General features: G+C 72.8%; 13 protein-coding genes. 5 read left to right on the top strand and 8 right to left on the bottom strand.

Annotation, left to right across the window (positions count from 1 at the left end; translation table 11 throughout):
* Positions 1-105: 105 nt before the first annotated feature.
* Genes O7611_RS22110 through ettA form a run of 3 tightly spaced genes read right to left on the bottom strand, consistent with a single transcriptional unit; the run spans position 106 to position 2,877 of the window.
* Entirely contained in the window at positions 106-768 is a 663-nt protein-coding gene (locus O7611_RS22110) for a hypothetical protein (RefSeq protein WP_269697503.1), read from the bottom strand.
* Positions 765-1,208 (bottom strand): acyl-CoA thioesterase, encoded by a 444-nt coding sequence (locus O7611_RS22115; protein WP_135241665.1) that lies wholly within the window; start codon positions 1,206-1,208, stop codon positions 765-767. Before O7611_RS22115 ends, O7611_RS22110 begins: the two co-directional genes overlap by 4 nt.
* Entirely contained in the window at positions 1,201-2,877 is a 1,677-nt protein-coding gene (ettA, locus tag O7611_RS22120) for an energy-dependent translational throttle protein EttA (RefSeq protein ID WP_194803391.1), read from the bottom strand. The genes O7611_RS22115 and ettA overlap by 8 nt, the downstream gene beginning before the upstream one ends.
* 214 nt (positions 2,878-3,091) lie before the next feature.
* On the opposite strand from ettA, the gene O7611_RS22125 reads away from it, so the two are divergent.
* From O7611_RS22125 to otsB, 4 genes are all read left to right on the top strand, one after another.
* Positions 3,092-3,373 carry a hypothetical protein gene (locus O7611_RS22125; RefSeq protein WP_194803390.1) on the top strand — a complete coding sequence of 94 codons (282 nt, stop codon included), beginning with the start codon at positions 3,092-3,094 and terminating at the stop codon, positions 3,371-3,373.
* Entirely contained in the window at positions 3,366-3,752 is a 387-nt protein-coding gene (locus O7611_RS22130; RefSeq protein WP_269697504.1) for a hypothetical protein, read from the top strand. Before O7611_RS22125 ends, O7611_RS22130 begins: the two co-directional genes overlap by 8 nt.
* A gap of 141 nt (positions 3,753-3,893) precedes the next feature.
* Positions 3,894-5,294: an alpha,alpha-trehalose-phosphate synthase (UDP-forming) gene (locus O7611_RS22135; RefSeq protein ID WP_043328887.1), complete on the top strand. Its 1,401-nt coding sequence runs from the start codon at positions 3,894-3,896 to the stop codon at positions 5,292-5,294.
* On the top strand, positions 5,291-7,891 hold the full coding sequence (gene otsB / locus O7611_RS22140) for a trehalose-phosphatase (protein WP_194803388.1): 2,601 nt from the start codon (positions 5,291-5,293) through the stop codon (positions 7,889-7,891). Before O7611_RS22135 ends, otsB begins: the two co-directional genes overlap by 4 nt.
* A 130-nt stretch (positions 7,892-8,021) precedes the next feature.
* Here the strand turns inward: otsB and cobA are convergent, their stop codons facing one another.
* From cobA to cobC, 3 genes are read right to left on the bottom strand one after another with little or no spacing between them, the layout of a single operon-like run.
* Positions 8,022-9,266 carry a uroporphyrinogen-III C-methyltransferase gene (cobA, locus tag O7611_RS22145; protein ID WP_269698149.1) on the bottom strand — a complete coding sequence of 415 codons (1,245 nt, stop codon included), beginning with the start codon at positions 9,264-9,266 and terminating at the stop codon, positions 8,022-8,024.
* A gap of 17 nt (positions 9,267-9,283) precedes the next feature.
* The gene (gene cobT, locus O7611_RS22150) at positions 9,284-10,354 is read right to left on the bottom strand and encodes a nicotinate-nucleotide--dimethylbenzimidazole phosphoribosyltransferase (protein ID WP_194800740.1); all 1,071 of its coding nucleotides are present in this window, start codon (positions 10,352-10,354) and stop codon (positions 9,284-9,286) included.
* Positions 10,354-11,436 carry an Rv2231c family pyridoxal phosphate-dependent protein CobC gene (gene cobC / locus O7611_RS22155; RefSeq protein ID WP_194800712.1) on the bottom strand — a complete coding sequence of 361 codons (1,083 nt, stop codon included), beginning with the start codon at positions 11,434-11,436 and terminating at the stop codon, positions 10,354-10,356. The genes cobT and cobC overlap by 1 nt, the downstream gene beginning before the upstream one ends.
* Positions 11,437-11,557: 121 nt before the next feature.
* On the opposite strand from cobC, the gene O7611_RS22160 reads away from it, so the two are divergent.
* Positions 11,558-13,690 (top strand): transglycosylase domain-containing protein, encoded by a 2,133-nt coding sequence (locus tag O7611_RS22160; protein WP_269697505.1) that lies wholly within the window; start codon positions 11,558-11,560, stop codon positions 13,688-13,690.
* A 113-nt stretch (positions 13,691-13,803) separates the two neighbouring features.
* Here the strand turns inward: O7611_RS22160 and O7611_RS22165 are convergent, their stop codons facing one another.
* Both O7611_RS22165 and O7611_RS22170 read right to left on the bottom strand, forming a co-directional pair.
* Positions 13,804-14,373, bottom strand: coding sequence for a GNAT family N-acetyltransferase (locus O7611_RS22165; RefSeq protein ID WP_135241673.1), 570 nt, complete (start codon positions 14,371-14,373; stop codon positions 13,804-13,806).
* Positions 14,370-15,740, bottom strand: a complete 1,371-nt coding sequence (locus tag O7611_RS22170; protein WP_194800710.1) for a cobyrinate a,c-diamide synthase — start codon at positions 15,738-15,740, stop codon at positions 14,370-14,372. Before O7611_RS22170 ends, O7611_RS22165 begins: the two co-directional genes overlap by 4 nt.
* Positions 15,741-15,857 lie beyond the last annotated feature (117 nt).

Raw genomic sequence — 15,857 nt, forward strand, 5'->3', positions numbered from 1 at the left:
ATCCGGACGCCTACGGTGCGTTGGATCCGAGGATGGACGGTACCCGGACAGGCGGCCTGAGGCATCCCCCCAACGACCGCCCCAAACCGGAAGGACGACACGGGGTCATCCGTTCGGACGACCCGGCGTCGGCCTGAGTGCAAGATCGGCGACGGTCCGCGACCAGGCCGCCCCGAACGGTCCGACGAGTCCGACCCATCGACCGGCCGTCCGCACCTGAACGTCGTCCGCGCCGGTGCCGAGGAAACCCATCCGGACCAGCGCCTGCACCAGTCGCTGCGACACCTCCACCGGCGTCCGCGGCGCCTCGTCCGGGGTCACCACCACGGCGACGTGGTCCAGCAGCGCGTCCCGCAGCACCCGCTGCCCGACCGCGCGGCCCGCCACGCCCTGCGTGGCCGCCTCGCGCAGCGTCCCGGCCGCCGCCTCCGCGATCCGGCGCAGCTCGGCGCCGGGCAGCGCCTCCACCGCCCGGCTCGCCGCCGGTGGGAGCTGCCACCGCCAGCCGTCGTCCCGGCGCACCGGAAGCGCCTCGCCCTCGGCGGAGAGTTCGGCCAGCAGTTCCCCCGCCGCCACCGTGACGTCGCCGGGGGCGGTGCCGGGCACGGTACGGACCACGAGCACGCCCCACGGCAGCCGCCCCCAGAGGGCGGTACGGCCCGCACCCGGTACCGGCCGCAGCCGGACCACAGTGGCCGGGTCGAACCGGACCAGCCGGGCCAGGAAGGCCCCGGCGTCGGCCGTCCCGGTCAACCCGTGCCCGGTCATCCGCTCAGCCCCGGCGCGTAGCGGAGCAGGAACGCCCGCTCCTCCGGCGAGATCCGGCGCGGGCGCTGCGCCGTCAGGTCGAACGGCACCAGCAGCGACCGGGCGGTACCGGCCAGCGTGTCGCCGTCGTACAGCTCGTAGGCGACCGAGAAGGAGGCGGCCCTGATCTGGTCCACCCACAGCTCGATCCGTACCGTCGGGGCGGCCTCCGCGCTGGCCCGGCCGAGCGCGTAGTCGACCGGGCGCAGGTAGTCGACCTCGTGCCGGCGGATGACCACCCCGTCGGCGAACGAGCCCACTCCCCACGCCCGGCCGCCGGCGAACATCATCGCCACCCGGGCCTCCTCGTAGAGCGTGAGGAAGCGGGCGTTGTTGACGTGGCCGTACGCGTCCAGGTCGGACCAGCGCAGCGCGCAGTGGTAGACGAAGCGGTCAGTCACGGGTGAGCTTGCGGTAGGTCACCCGGTGCGGACGGGCCGCCTCGGCGCCGAGCCGGTCGACCTTGTTCTTCTCGTACGCCTCGAAGTTGCCCTCGAACCAGAACCACTTGGCCGGGTTCTGGTCGTCGCCCTCCCAGGCCAGGATGTGCGTGGCGACCCGGTCCAGGAACATCCGGTCGTGGGAGATGACGACGGCGCAGCCGGGGAACTCCAGCAGCGCGTTCTCCAGGCTGGACAGCGTCTCCACGTCCAGGTCGTTCGTCGGCTCGTCGAGCAGGATCACGTTGCCGCCGATCTTGAGCGTCAGCGCCAGGTTGAGCCGGTTGCGCTCGCCGCCGGAGAGCACCTTCGTCGGCTTCTGCTGGTCCGGCCCCTTGAAGCCGAACGCGGCGATGTACGCCCGCGACGGCATCTCGACCTTGCCGACCATGAGGTGGTCCAGCCCGTCGGAGACGACCTCCCAGACGGTCTTGTCGCCGTCCAGGCCCTGCCGGTTCTGGTCGACGTACGACAGCGAGACGGTCTCGCCGACCCGGACCGAGCCGCTGGTCGGCTGCTCCAGACCGACGATGGTCTTGAACAGCGTGGTCTTGCCGACGCCGTTCGGGCCGATGATGCCGACGATGCCGTTGCGGGGCAGCGAGAACGACAGGTCGTCGATCAGCACCCGGTCACCGAACGCCTTTGTGAGGTTCTGCGCCTCGATGACCGTGTTGCCCAGGCGCGGGCCCGGCGGGATCTGGATCTCCTCGAAGTCCAGCTTCCGGGTCTTCTCCGCCTCGGCGGCCATCTCGTCGTAGCGGTCCAGGCGGGCCTTGGACTTGGTCTGCCGCGCCTTGGCGTTCGAGCGGACCCACTCCAGTTCCTCGGAGAGGCGCTTCTTCATCTTGGCGTCGCGGCGTCCCTCGACGGAGAGCCGGGCGGCCTTCTTCTCCAGGTAGGTGGAGTAGTTGCCCTCGTACGGGTAGGCCCGGCCGCGGTCCAGCTCCAGGATCCAGTTGGCCACGTTGTCCAGGAAGTACCGGTCGTGGGTGATCGCCAGGACGGTGCCGGCGTACTTGGCCAGGTGCTGCTCCAGCCACTGCACGCTCTCCGCGTCCAGGTGGTTGGTGGGCTCGTCGAGCAGCAGCAGGTCCGGCGCCTCCAGCAGCAGCTTGCACAGCGCCACCCGGCGGCGCTCACCACCGGAGAGCTTGGTGACGTCGGCGTCCGGCGGCGGGCAGCGCAGCGCGTCCATCGCGAGTTCGAGCTTGGAGTCGATGTCCCACGCGTCGGAGGCGTCCAGCTCCTCCTGGAGCTTGCCCATCTCCTCCATCAGCTCGTCGGAGTAGTCGGTGGCCATCTGCTCGGCGATGGCGTTGAACCGCTCCAGCTTGGCCTTGGTCTCGGCGACCGCCTCCTCGACGTTGCCGAGGACCGTCTTCTCCTCGTTGAGCGGCGGCTCCTGCGCGAGCATGCCGACGGAGTAGCCGGGCATGAGCCGGGCCTCGCCGTTGCTCGGCCGGTCCAGCCCTGCCATGATCTTGAGGAGGCTGGACTTACCGGCGCCGTTCGGACCGACCACCCCGATCTTGACACCCGGCAGGAAGTTCAGCGTCACGTTGTCGAGCACGACCTTGTCGCCGTGCGCCTTGCGCGCCTTGTCCAGGACGTAGATGAACTGGGCCACGGTGCGGGCTACCTCCGTCGGTTGCGATCGCGGGCTTGTCGGGTGCGGGGCGCGGGCGTCGATCTCCGCCCGCCGCCGCCGGCCGGGAGCCGGCCGCACGCACGCCGCCGTCAATCCTGACAGGTACGGACCGCCACGCCCACATCACCCCACCCCAGGGGTACGGCGGCCTGCCGCGTTGCCGGCGCAGGTACTACTCGTTAACGTCGACGGTATGACCAAGAAGATCGCCATCAGCGTCCCCGACGACGTGGCCGAACGACTGGCCCAGGAGCCGAACGTCTCCGCGTTCATCACCGAGAGCGTGCGGCAGCGGATGACGGGAGAGCGCACCCGGCGCACGCTCCGGCAGGTCGGCTTCCGGCTGTCCGACGGCGGGCTCGCCGACGCGGGCCACGCGCTCGACGAGGCCCAGGCCAAGATCACCCCGGAACTGCGCGCCCGGGCCGCCGCACTGCTGAGCGAGTCGTCACGTGGACGGCTGACCCGTGACTGACCCCGGGCTGGTGCTCGACACCGCCTGCCTGCTGGCCTACTCGGAGGGCACCGAGGCGGTCGGGGAGCAGATCGCGTCGGTCGCGGACCGGGGGCAGACGGTGATCGTGCCGGCACTATGCCTCGCCGAGGCGTACCGGCAGGTGGCCGTCGACGGCTGGCGCCTGCTGGACATCCTCGGCGATCTCGACCACGTGGTCGTCAGCCCCGTGGCGCACGACATGTGCATGTTCCTCGGCGGCTGGTCGCGCACGCTCCTGAGCATGGACCTCGCCCAGGTGGCGCTGGAGGCCGCACGGGCCACCACGCCGATCATGAGTGACCGGCGGGAACTGCTCGGTGAGGTGCTCCCCAAGGAGTGGCCGATCATCGACCTCTGAGCCACCGGTGTCGACAAGATCACGCGGTGGGTTCGGCGGTTCTGGGACGGGTAGGTAACTCCGGCACGGGGGATCAGACGCCGCAGCTACGCTCAGTACGCTCATCGCGGTGGACCCGTCAGTACCCGGAGGTGGCCGATCGTGACCGTCCGTAGCTCCTTTGTCGTAGTGGCCAACCGTCTGCCGGTCGACGAGGTGAGCACACCCGAGGGACGGCAGTGGCGGCGCAGCCCGGGCGGGCTGGTGACCGCGCTGCACCCGGTGCTCGCCGAGCACCAGGGAACCTGGGTGGGGTGGGCCGGCGGCACCGGCGCCGCGCCCGAGCCGTTCGACCTGGAGGGCATCCGGCTGCACCCGGTGCCGCTGAGCGCCGAGGAACTGGAGCGCTACTACGAGGGCCAGTCGAACGCGACGATCTGGCCGCTCTACCACGACGCGGTGGAGACGCCTGCCTACAAGCGCCGCTGGCGCGAGGCGTACCGGCTGGTGAACGCCCGGTTCGCGGAGGCCGCCGCGGACGTGGCGGCCGAGGGCGCCACGGTCTGGGTCCAGGACTACCAACTCCAGCTCGTGCCGGCGATGCTCCGCGAGCTGCGGCCGGACCTGCGGATCGGCTTCTTCCTGCACATCCCGTTCCCGCCGATCGAGCTGTTCATGCAGATGCCGTTCCGCACCGAGATCCTGCGTGGACTGCTCGGCGCGGACCTGGTCGGCTTCCAGCAGCGGCTGGCAGCGCAGAACTTCGTCCGGCTGGCCCGGCACCTGCTCGGCCTGCGCTACGAGGGCCAGATGATCCAGGTCGACGGCCGGCAGGTGAAGGCGGGCGCGTTCCCCATCTCGATCGACACCAAGGAGATGGAGCGGCTGGCCGAGGACCCCGCGATCCAGGCCCGGGCCAAGCAGATCCGCGAGGAGCTGGGCAACCCGAAGACGATCATCCTGGGCGTCGACCGGCTCGACTACACCAAGGGCATCGAACTCCGGCTGAAGGCCTTCCGCGAACTTCTCGCTGACGGAAAGTTGACAGTTCCGGACGCGGTTATGGTGCAGGTCGCCACGCCCAGCCGCGAGCGCGTGGAGCACTACCAGGCACTTCGGGTGAAGGTGGAACGCGAGGTTGGCCGGATCAATGGTGAATTCGGCCGGGTCGGCGTGCCTGCAGTGCATTATCTGCATCAGTCGTACAGTCGCTCCGAACTGGCCGCGATGTACGTCGCGGCCGACGTGATGATGGTGACCCCGCTGCGAGACGGAATGAATCTGGTGGCCAAGGAGTACGTCGCATCGCGCGCCGACCAGGGCGGCGCGCTCGTGCTCAGTGAGTTCGCCGGCGCCGCGACAGAGCTGCGCCAGGCGTTCCTGTGTAATCCGCACGACCCGGACGCGGTGAAGGACGCGTTGCTGCGGGCCGTGCATGTCGAAAAGCCCGAAGCCCGCCGCCGGATGCGCGTCATGCAGCGCCATCTGCGCAGCCACGACGTGGGCCACTGGGCCAAGTCGTTCCTCAGCGAGCTCGGCGTCGGAGATACGGAGGCTGCGTGACCTCGCCCGCCCCCGCCGCCGCCCACGGCGGCGTGCTGGATCCCGAACTGCGTGCCGCCATCGGCCGTATCGCCCGGGTTCCGCAACTCCTGGTCGCCTGCGACTACGACGGCACACTGGCGCCGATCGTCGAGGACCCCAGCAAGGCCGTGCCGCTGCCCGAGTCGGTGGCGGCCGTACGCGCGCTCGCCGCACTGCCGCAGACGAGCGTCGCTGTCGTCTCCGGCCGGGCGCTGCGCGACCTGGCCACACTGTCCCGGCTGCCGAGCGAGGTGCACCTGGTCGGCAGCCACGGCTCGGAGTTCGACATCGGCTTCGTCGAGCGGCTCACCCCCGAGCTGATCGCGGTCCGGCACCGGCTCCGCGAGGCACTGCGCGAGATCGCCGCCGAACACCCGGGCATCCGCCTGGAACGCAAGCCGGCCAGCGTCGCCGTACACACCCGCGGTGTCGACCCGCACGTCGCCGCCCGGGCCGTCGAGGCGGTCCGCAACGGCCCCGCGACCTGGGAGGGCGTGACAGTCACCCAGGGCAAGGAGGTCATCGAGCTGTCGGTGGTGGTGACCAACAAGGGCACCGCCGTCGACCAGCTCCGTACCCAGCTCGCCGCGAGCGCGGTGCTGTTCATCGGCGACGACGTCACCGACGAGAACGCCTTCGGCAACCTGACCGGGCCGGACGTCGGCATCAAGATCGGTCCCGGGGAGACCCGCGCCGACTACCGGGTGGCCGAGCCGATCGAGGCGGCCCGCGCGCTGGGTCTGCTGCTGGAGACGCGGCGGCACTGGCTGTTCGGCGAGCGGGCGGTGCCGATCGAGCGGCACTCGATGCTCGCGAACGGCCGTACCGTCGCGCTCGTCACGCCGGAAGCCAAGATCACCTGGTTGTGCCACCCGAAGCCGGACTCGGCGGCGATCTTCGCCGACCTGGTCGGCGGCAGCCCGGCCGGGCACTTCACGGTCGGCCCGGAGCGCGGCGGCATCCCGCTGGGCCAGCGCTACCGCAGCAACACGATGACCGTCGAGACCCGCTGGTCCGGCCTGACCGTGACCGACTGGCTCGACCTCCCGGTACGGGAGACCACGCCGGACGACCCCGCAGTGGTCAGCGGCGACTCGACACTGGTCCGGGTGCTCAGCGGCACCGGGCGGGCCCGGGTCGAGTTCGCGCCGCGCCCCGAGTTCGGTCAGGTGGCGGTGCAGCTCCAGCCGCTCGACGACGGGCTGCTGGTGCTCGGCTCCAACGAGCCGGTCGCGCTGCACTCCCCCGGCGTCGAGTGGGAGGTAACGAACGATGCCGGGTACGAGACCGCGAAGGCGGTGGTCGACCTGTCGGCGGCCGGCGGCCAGGTGGTGCTGGAGCTGCGCTTCGGCACGCAGAGCCTGGAGCCGCACCGGCTGCCGCTGCACGAGCGGCAGACCGCCGCCGAGCAGCCCTGGAAGGACTGGGTGGCCTCACTGCGGCTGCCCGCCACCGCCCGGGACCTGGTCGCCCGCAGCGCGCTGACGCTGCGCGGCCTCTGCCACGAGCCGACCGGCTCGATCCTCGCCGCGGCCACCACGTCGCTGCCCGAGGAGCTGGGCGGTGTCCGCAACTGGGACTACCGCTACTGCTGGCTGCGGGACGCGGCGATGACCGCCCGCGCGCTTGTCGACCTCGGCTCGACCGAGGAGGCCGAAGGGCTGCTGCGCTGGATCGACGGCGTGGTCGAGCGCACCGGCGGGCACCCGGAACGGCTGCACCCGCTCTACACGGTGGACGGCTTCGAGCTGGGCGCCGAGGCGGTCATCGACACGCTGCCCGGCTACGCCGGCTCCCGGCCGGTGCGCGTCGGCAACCTCGCCAACCACCAGCTCCAGCTCGACGTCTTCGGCCCGGTCGCGGACCTGATCGCGGCGGTGGCCGACGCCCGGGGCTCGATCCGCGACGACGAGTGGCGGGTGCTGGAGAACATGGTCGAGGCGGTACGCCGCCGCTGGCACGAGCCCGACCACGGCATCTGGGAGGCCCGCCTCCCCCCGCGGCACCACGTCTTCTCCAAGGTCATGCTCTGGATGACTGTGGACCGCGCGCTGCACGTGGTCCGCCGCCACGGCGGCGAGGACCGGCCCGAGTGGGTCGAGCTGCGCGACCGGATCGCCGCGAACGTGCTGGAGCACGGCTGGCACCCGGAGGCCGAGGCGTACAGCGTCGCCTACGGGTACGAGGAGATGGACGCCTCGTCGCTGTGGATCGGCATCTCCGGGCTGCTCGCCGGCGACGACCCGCGCTTCCTCTCCACCGTGCTCAAGATCGAGGCGGAGCTGCGCAGCGGTCCGGTCGTCTACCGGTACCACTGGGACGACGGCCTGCCCGGCCGGGAGGGCGGCTTCCACATCTGCACGTCGTGGCTGATCGAGGCGTACCTGCGCACCGGCCGCCGCAGCGACGCCGAGGAGCTGTTCACCCAGATGCTCGACACGGCCGGTCCGACCGGCTTGCTGCCGGAGCAGTACGACCCGCTGGCCGAGCGCGGGCTGGGCAACCACCCGCAGGCGTACAGCCACCTCGGCCTGATCCGCTGCGCCCTGCTGCTCGACAACATGCTCAAGCAGTGACCCGACCGGGGCGGGGGACTGACGTCCCCCGCCCCGTCCCCGTCCCGGTCCCCGTCGATCTTGCACTTTCCGCCCTGACATAAGGGCTATAACGGGCACCTGGTGGGCACCAAGTGCAAGATCGACGGGGTCAGGCGCGCGTCGGGGCGGCGGGGGTCAGGGCGTGGACCACGTCGCCGAGCACCACGATCGCGGGTGGGCGTAGCGCGGCGGTCTCGACGTCCTGCGCGACAGTGCCCAGTGTGGAGCGCAGCGTCCGCTGGGCGGCTGTGGTGCCCTCCTGGATCACCGCGGCGGGGGTGTCCGCCGGCTTGCCGTGCGCGATCAGGGTCGCGGCGATCGCGGCGAGGTTCTTCAGGCCCATCAGGATCACGAGCGTGCCCCGCAGCCCGGCGAGGGCGTCCCAGCGCACCAGCGACGCGGGCGCGTCGGGCGCGAGGTGCCCGGACACCACAGTGAACTCGTGCGCCACGCCCCGGTGCGTCACCGGCACCCCGGCCACCTCGGGCACCGCGATCGCGCTCGTCACGCCGGGCACCACAGTCACCGGCACGCCCGCCTCGGCGCAGGCCAGCAGTTCCTCGCCGCCCCGGCCGAAGACGTACGGGTCGCCGCCCTTGAGCCGTACCACCACCTTGCCGGCCCGCGCCCGGTCCACCAGGATCCGGTTGATCTCCTCCTGGGCACGCGACGGCCCGTACGGGATCTTGGAGGCGTCGACCAGCTCGACGTCCGGCCGCAGTTCGTCCAGGAGCAGGCCGGGCACGAGCCGGTCGGCGACGACCACCTCGGCCTCGGTGAGCAGCCGCCACCCCTTCACCGTGATCAGCTCCGGGTCGCCCGGCCCGGATCCGACGAGTGCGACGCGCCCGCCGGTGTCAACAGGGGGCCCCTCCGCTACCGCAGGGGTTAAAAGGGGGCCCTTCCTTCCGAGCAGGGCGCGGATGGCGTCGCGGGTCGCCATCGCTCGGCGGGGGTCGCCACCGCCGAGTACCGCCACGGTGACCGGGCCGTGCCGGGTCACCGCCGGGGTCCACGCGCTCGCCGCCGTCCGGTCGTCGGCTCGTACGCAGAAGATCCGCCGCTCGGCCGCTGCCGCGCTGACCGCGGCAGCGGCGGCCCGGTCGTCGACAGCCACCTGCACCAGCCACGCGCCGTCCAGGTCGCCGGGGACGAACCGGCGCGGCTCCCAGTGCAGCCGCCCGGCGTCGACGTGCGCGCGCAGCGCCGGGGTCAGCTCGGGCGACACCAGCAGCACGTCCGCGCCGGCGTCGAGCAACGCGGGGACCCGCCGGGTCGCGACCGCTCCCCCGCCCACGACCACCACGCGCCGCCCGGCCAGCCGCAAACCCAGGGGGTACGGGCTGGGCGGCATCGGCCCGGCCGGCTCGGTCACTTCTCCGCCACCCCGGCGGAGTCGAACGTGGCGACCTCGTGCAGTACCCGGACCGCGCCGGTGACCACCGGCAGGGCGAGCAGCGCCCCGGTGCCCTCGCCGAGCCGCAGGCCCAGGTCGATCAGCGGTTCCAGGCCGAGATGCCGCAGTGCCGCCGTGGCGCCCGGCTCGGCGCTGCGGTGCCCGGCGATCATGGCGCCCACCGCGTCCGGCGCGAACGCGGCGGCGGCGACTGCGGCGCTGACGGCGATCACGCCGTCGAGCAGCACCGGCACCCGGCGCGCGGCGGCGCCGAGGATCAGGCCGGTCAGCGCGGCGTGCTCCAGCCCGCCGACGGTGGCCAGCACGCCCAGGGGGTCGGCCGGGTCGGGCTCGTGCCGGGCCAGCGCGGCCCGCACCACAGCCACCTTGCGGGCGTACGTCTCGTCGTCGACCCCGGTGCCCCGGCCGGTGGCCGCCTCGGCGTCCACGCCGGAGAACGCGGCGATGAGCGTGGCGGACGGGGTGGTGTTGCCGATGCCCATGTCGCCGGTGAGCAGGATGCCCGCCCCGGCGTCGATCAGCTCACCGGCGATCCGGATGCCGGTTTCGACGGCCGTGCGGGCCTCGTCCCGGGTCAGCGCCGCGGTGACCGTCATGTCGCGGGTCCCGGGGCGGACGTTCGCGGACACCAGGCGCGGCCCGGCCGGGTCGGCGGACTCGGCGCCCGGGATCGGGGTGGCCACGCCGACGTCCACCACCGTGACCGAGGCGCCGGCCTGCCGGGCGAACGCGTTGACCACAGCGCCGCCGGCCAGGAAGTTGGCGATCATCTGGGCGGTGACCTCCTGCGGCCACGGGGTCACGCCCTGGGCGTGCACGCCGTGGTCACCGGCGAAGATCGCCACCGCGGCCGGCTCGGGCAGCGGCGGCGGGCAGGCGCCGGCCAGCCCGGCGAGGCGTACCGAGAGCGGCTCCAGGGCGCCGAGCGAGCCGGCGGGCTTGGTCAGCCGCCCCTGCAACTCGCGGGCCGCCGTCATGGCGGCCTCGTCCAGCGGCCGGATCGTCGCGACTGTGGACTCCAGCATCATGCCTCCAGGATCCGTGCCAGCGTCTCGATGAACGCGTCTGTGGTGCCCCGGTCGCGTACGGCGATCCGGAGCCAGTCCGGGCCGAGCCCGGGGAAGGTGTCGCCCCGGCGTACCGCCCAGCCGTGCGCTCGTAGCCGCTCTCGTACGTCGGCGGCGCCGGCCACGTGGATCAGGACGAAGGCGGCGGCGGGGCGGCCCGCCACGCGTACCCCCGGCAGGCCGGACAGGCGTGCCACCAGGTGGTCGCGGTCGGCGGCGAGTTCGGCGGCGATGCCGCGTTCGGCGGCGACGGCGGCCGGCGCGGCGCAGGCGGTGGCGGCGGCGAGCGCCGGGGTGGAGACCGCCCAGAGCGGCTGCGCGGCGGCGAACCGGGCCAGCAGCGCGGCATCGCCGAGCAGGTAGCCGATCCGCAGCCCGGCCAGGCCCCAGGTCTTGGTGAGGCTGCGCACCACCACGAGGCCGGGGAGGTCGCGGCGGGCGGCGAGCGACTCGGGCTCGCCGTCGACGCCGGGTGCGGCGGTGGTGTCGGCGAACGCCTCGTCGACCACGAGCACCCGGCCGGGACGGGCCAGCGCGGCGATGGTGCCGGCCGGGTGCAGCACCGAGGTCGGGTTCGTGGGGTTGCCGATCATGACCAGGTCGGCGTCGCCGGGGACGCGGGCCGGGTCCAGGCGGAAGCCGTCGGCCGGGTCGAGCAGCACCCGGTCCACCCGGTGCCCGGCAGCCCGCAGCGCGGCCTCCGGCTCGGTGAACTGCGGGTGCACCACCACGGGGTGGCGGACGCCGGACAGTGCGCGGGCGATCAGGACGAATCCCTCGGCGGCGCCGGCGGTGAGGAGTACCTCTTCCGGGGGTCGCCCGTGCCGGTGAGCGACGGCGACGCGGGCCGGCGCCGGGTCCGGGTACGCGGCCAGGTCGCCCAGCGCGGCGGTGATCGGGTCGGCCAGCCAGTCCGGCATCGGGGCGCGGCGCACGTTCACGGCCAGGTCCACCAGGCCGGGCGTGGCCTCGGCGTCCCCGTGGTGGCCCAGGTCGGGCTCGTCGAGCGCGGCGGCGCTCCCGGTCGGTGCTGCGGGCATGTCCGCGATCCTGCCGGGTAGCCGCCGCCCGGGACAGCGCATCCCGGCGTGGGTCGCGTCACGGTCCGCCGGTTTATGAGTTCTTCTCATTTCCGAATCGGAAATGTCATAGCTTGACCCCGTGAGCAGTCGTCCCCTTGCTTCAGCTGGCCGTCTCGTTCCCCTTCTCCGCGCCGGGCTGATCGCCGGCATCGTGGTCGCCGCCGCCCTGTATCCGCTGGTCGCCGTCACCGGCATCGGGGCCAAGGCCACCGCGCACGCGATCGAACAGAAGACGAACATCCTCAAGACCGCGTTGCCGGCCGAGACCTCGTACGTCTACGCGCCGGACGGCAAGACGGTGCTGACGATGTTCTACGAGGAGTACCGGCAGTACACCAAGATCGAGAACATGTCGCCGAACATCCAGCAGGCGATCGTCGCCGCCGAGGACAACCGCTTCTACCAGCACCACGGCGTCGACCCGAAGGGCGTGGCGCGTGCTTTCGTGTCAAACGCCCGATCCGGCGGCGTATCCCAGGGCGCCTCGACGATCACCATGCAGTACGTGCGGATGGCGCTGCGGGACAGCGCGACCACACCCAAGGAGGTCCAGGAGGCGACCCAGCAGACCAGCCTGCGCAAGGTCAAGGAGATGCGCATGGCGCTGGACATCGAGAAGCACCTGAGCAAAGAGCAGATCATGGAGCGCTACCTCAACTCGGCCTACTTCGGTCACCGGGCGTACGGGATCTACGCCGCCTCGCAGATCTTCTTCTCCAAGACGCCGGCCACGCTCACCCCGGTCGAGGCGGCCACGCTGGCCGGGCTGGTGAAGTCGCCGTCGGAGTACGACCCGATCACCTCCGACCAGAAGGAGGCCACCGGCCGGCGCAACTACGTGCTGGACAACATGGCCCGCCTCGGTTACCTGTCGCCGGACGCCGCCGCCGAGGCGAAGGGTCAGCCGATCAAGCTGAAGCTGACCGACCCGCCCAACGACTGCGCCGCCATCGACGGCGGGCACCGCGCCTGGGGCTTCTACTGCGACTACCTGAAGAACTGGTGGAGTTCCCAGCCCGCGTTCGGCGAGAACCGGCTGGAACGGATGGACAAGCTGCGCCGTGGCGGCTACCGGATCGTGCTCGCGCTCGACCCGAAGACCCAGGCGGCGGCGGAGAAGAACGTCGGGGCCAAGGACAACACCGGCAGCCCGTTCGCCAACGGCATCGTGGTCGCCGAGCCCGGCACCGGGCGGATCAAGGCGATGGCGGTGAACCGGAACTACTCGCTCGACCTGGCCGAGAACCCGAACAGCTCGAACCCGGAGGCCGGCCCGAAGGTCAAGGCGAACTACCCGAACACGGTGGCGCCGCTGCTCGGCGGCGGGACGCTACCGGGCTACCAGGCCGGTTCGACGTTCAAGATGTTCCCGATGCTCGCCGCGCTCAACGCCGGGATGCCGCTGTCCACCGCGTACGACTCGCCGTACACGTACAAGTCGGCCGTCTACGACGGGTGGGCGCCGTCCAACGCCAGCGGCGCGATGACCGGCCGGCAGACCATGTGGTCCGGATTCGGCAAGTCGGTGAACACCTACTTCGTCCAACTGGAGGAGAAGATCGGCGCGGACGCCGGGGTGCGCCTGGCCGAGCAGCTGGGGCTGCGCTGGCGTACCGACGTGGACAAGGAACAGGCGTCGCCGGGCAAGGCGAAGAAGTGGGGCGCGTTCACGCTCGGCGTCTCCGACGCCACCCCGCTGGAGATGGCGAACGCGTACGCCGCCATCGCCGCCGACGGGCGCTACTGCGAGGCCATCCCGGTCAACGCGATCATGAACCGGGACGGCACGCCGGCCACGTACACGACGGCGGGCGGGGTGCAGCGGGAGGTCGCCAAGCCGCGGTGCCGGCAGGTGGTGAACGCCGACGCGGCCCGCGCCGCCACCGACGCGGCGCGCTGCCCCACCGGCGACACCCCGGCCAAGGGGAGCTGCGGCGGCTGGTCGACGGCCGACAGCGTCCGCGGCACGGTCGGCCGCCCGGTCGCCGGCAAGACGGGTACGACGGACAGCACCCGGTCGGCGTGGTTCGTCGGCTACACGCCGGAGCTGGCGGCGGCGAGCTTCATCGCCGACCCGGACAATCCGTTCAACGCGGTGGGCGACGGGCAGTCGCAGATCCCGGTGAACGCGGTGGCGCAGACCCTGCGGGACTCCCTGAAGGGCCAGCCCACCCGCCAGTTCACCCCACCCTCGGACCAGATAGTCGGCTGAGCCGCCCTGATCCGCCCGGGGGTGCGCCCGGGTAGTTGATCAAGGAGTTTGCGTCACGGATCGTCCGATCCGCAGACGCGAACTCCTTGATCGACGTTGCGAAAGGGGTGAGCTCAGCGGAGGTCCGCGGCGACGAAGGACCACAGCTCCAGGTCGACCCGGGCGCCCCTGACGAAACCGGCGTTGCGCAGCAGGCCCTCGTAGCTGAAGCCGGCCTTCTCGGCGACCCGCCGCGACGCCACGTTGCCGGCCGCCACCCGCAGCTCCACCCGCTGGAACCCGTGCTCCAGGATCAGAGCGATCGCCACCGCGTCCACCGCCTCGACCGCCAGGCCATAGCCCCGGGCGTGCGGCGCGATCGCGTACGACAACTCGGTGAGCCGGGCGCCCCAGTCGGTACGGCGGGCCCAGAGCGAGCCGACCACCCGCTGGTCCTCCCGGCGGACCACCGCCCAGTGGTCGCCGTCGCCGCTGTCCCGCCGCTGCCGGGCCAGCTCGGTGCACCACGCCCGCCCGTCGATCTGCCCGGACGCATCCGCCAGCGGCAGCCAGCGTTGCGTCTGCCGGTCGGCGAACACCTCGTCCATCGCCTCCGCGTCGGCGGCGACGAGGTGCCGCACCTCGATGCGCGGGGTGGAGACGGTCAGCGCCGGGAAGCGGCGTACCGCCACCTGCCCGATCACGCCGACGCCCCCACCGGTGCCAGCGCGGCGGCCACCAGCCGGGCCGCGACGTCCGGATGCGCGGCCCAGTGCGGCACGAGCTGCGAGGCGTGCACCGCCTGCCGGACGAAGCCCTCCGGATTGCCACCCTCCCAGCGCCAGGCCGGCCGGTCACCGGCGCGCGGCGTGAGCACTGCGGCGTGCTGCTTGTGCCCGGTCACCGTGGCACCGGCCGCCGCCACCACGCTGTCGGTGACCGCCGTGGCCGTGCGGTAGCCGACCACCAGGCCGTCCCGGACCGTGCCGACCGCGTCCAGCACCCCGCACATGGGCAGGCCGTCCAGCTCCCGGGCCAACCACAGCAGGCCCGCGCCCTCGGCGATCACCGGGCGGCCCGAGCGGGCCAGCTCGGCCACCGCGATGCAGAGGCGGCGGTTGGCGGAGAGCTGCTCCGCGTACGTCTCGGGCAGCCCGCCGCCGACGACCAGCGCGCGGGCCCCGGCGGGCAGCGCCTCGTCGCGCAGCGGATCGAGCGTCACCACCTCGGCGCCCGCCGCACGCAGCAGCTCGGCGGTCTCGGGGTGGCTGTAGGTGCCGGCCGGCCCGCCGGCGAGCGCCACCACCGGCCGTTCCCCCGACGGCTGCGGGGCGTCGGCCGGCTCCGGCGACCACGGCTCGACGGTGAGCGCGGGGGCGGAGCGGGCCAGCGCCAGCAGCCGGTCGAGGTCGACGGTGGCGGCCACCGCCTCACCGAGCCGGCGTACGCCCCGTTCGGCGTCCGCGTCGGCGCGCACCACGGGCCCGGTGCCGTACCGGCGGGCGGGCAGCACCGGGGGCAGCTCGTGCCGGCGCAGCGCCCCGTAGACCGGCACGCCCACGTCGTCGAGCGCCTCGCGCAGCAGCGCCTCGTGCCGGGGCGAGGCCACCCGGTTGAGGATCACGCCGCCCAGCCACAGCTCGTCGTCGTACGCCCGGAAACCGTGCACCAGCGCGGCCACCGACTGGCCCATCGCCGCCACGTCCACCACGAGCACCACCGGGCTGCGCAGCGCGGTGGCGACGGCCGCCGTGGACTCACTCTCGGGTCGTCCGGCGACCGAGTCGTAGAGGCCCATCGTGCCCTGCACCAGCGCGAACCCGGCGCCGTTCGCGCCGTACGCGAAGAGGGGGGCGATGCGCTCCGGGCCGACCAGTCTCGGATCGAGCGTGCGCCCGGCGCGCCCGGCGGCGAGCCCCAGATACGCCGCGTCCACCTGGTCCGGCCCGACCTTGAACCCGGCCACCGGGATCCCCCGGTCGGTGAGCGCCGCGAGCAGGCCGAGGGAGACGGCGCCGGTGCCGTGCCCCGAGGAGGGCGCACTCAGCACGACGCGCGGCACGTCGGTCATCATCGACTCCTGATGTGGTGGTTTCCGCCCGCGTGACCATACCCGTCCGGCCCGGCGCGCGAGAGCCGCGCACACCGCCGTTTCTGCCTGGCAGCGGCGAGTGGCATCGCTCATACG

The organism is Micromonospora sp. WMMC273 (genome assembly GCF_027460285.1).
GTDB lineage: Bacteria > Actinomycetota > Actinomycetes > Mycobacteriales > Micromonosporaceae > Micromonospora > Micromonospora aurantiaca.

Excerpts from the sequence above, each read along its gene's own strand:
- O7611_RS22110 (WP_269697503.1), bottom strand. The coding sequence starts at position 768 with ATGACCGGGCACGGGTTGACCGGGACGGCCGACGCCGGGGCCTTCCTG.
- O7611_RS22125 (WP_194803390.1), top strand. The coding sequence starts at position 3,092 with ATGACCAAGAAGATCGCCATCAGCGTCCCCGACGACGTGGCCGAACGA.
- cobA (WP_269698149.1), bottom strand. The coding sequence starts at position 9,266 with ATGCCGCCCAGCCCGTACCCCCTGGGTTTGCGGCTGGCCGGGCGGCGC.
- cobT (WP_194800740.1), bottom strand. The coding sequence starts at position 10,354 with ATGCTGGAGTCCACAGTCGCGACGATCCGGCCGCTGGACGAGGCCGCC.
- cobC (WP_194800712.1), bottom strand. The coding sequence starts at position 11,436 with ATGCCCGCAGCACCGACCGGGAGCGCCGCCGCGCTCGACGAGCCCGAC.
- O7611_RS22170 (WP_194800710.1), bottom strand. The coding sequence starts at position 15,740 with ATGACCGACGTGCCGCGCGTCGTGCTGAGTGCGCCCTCCTCGGGGCAC.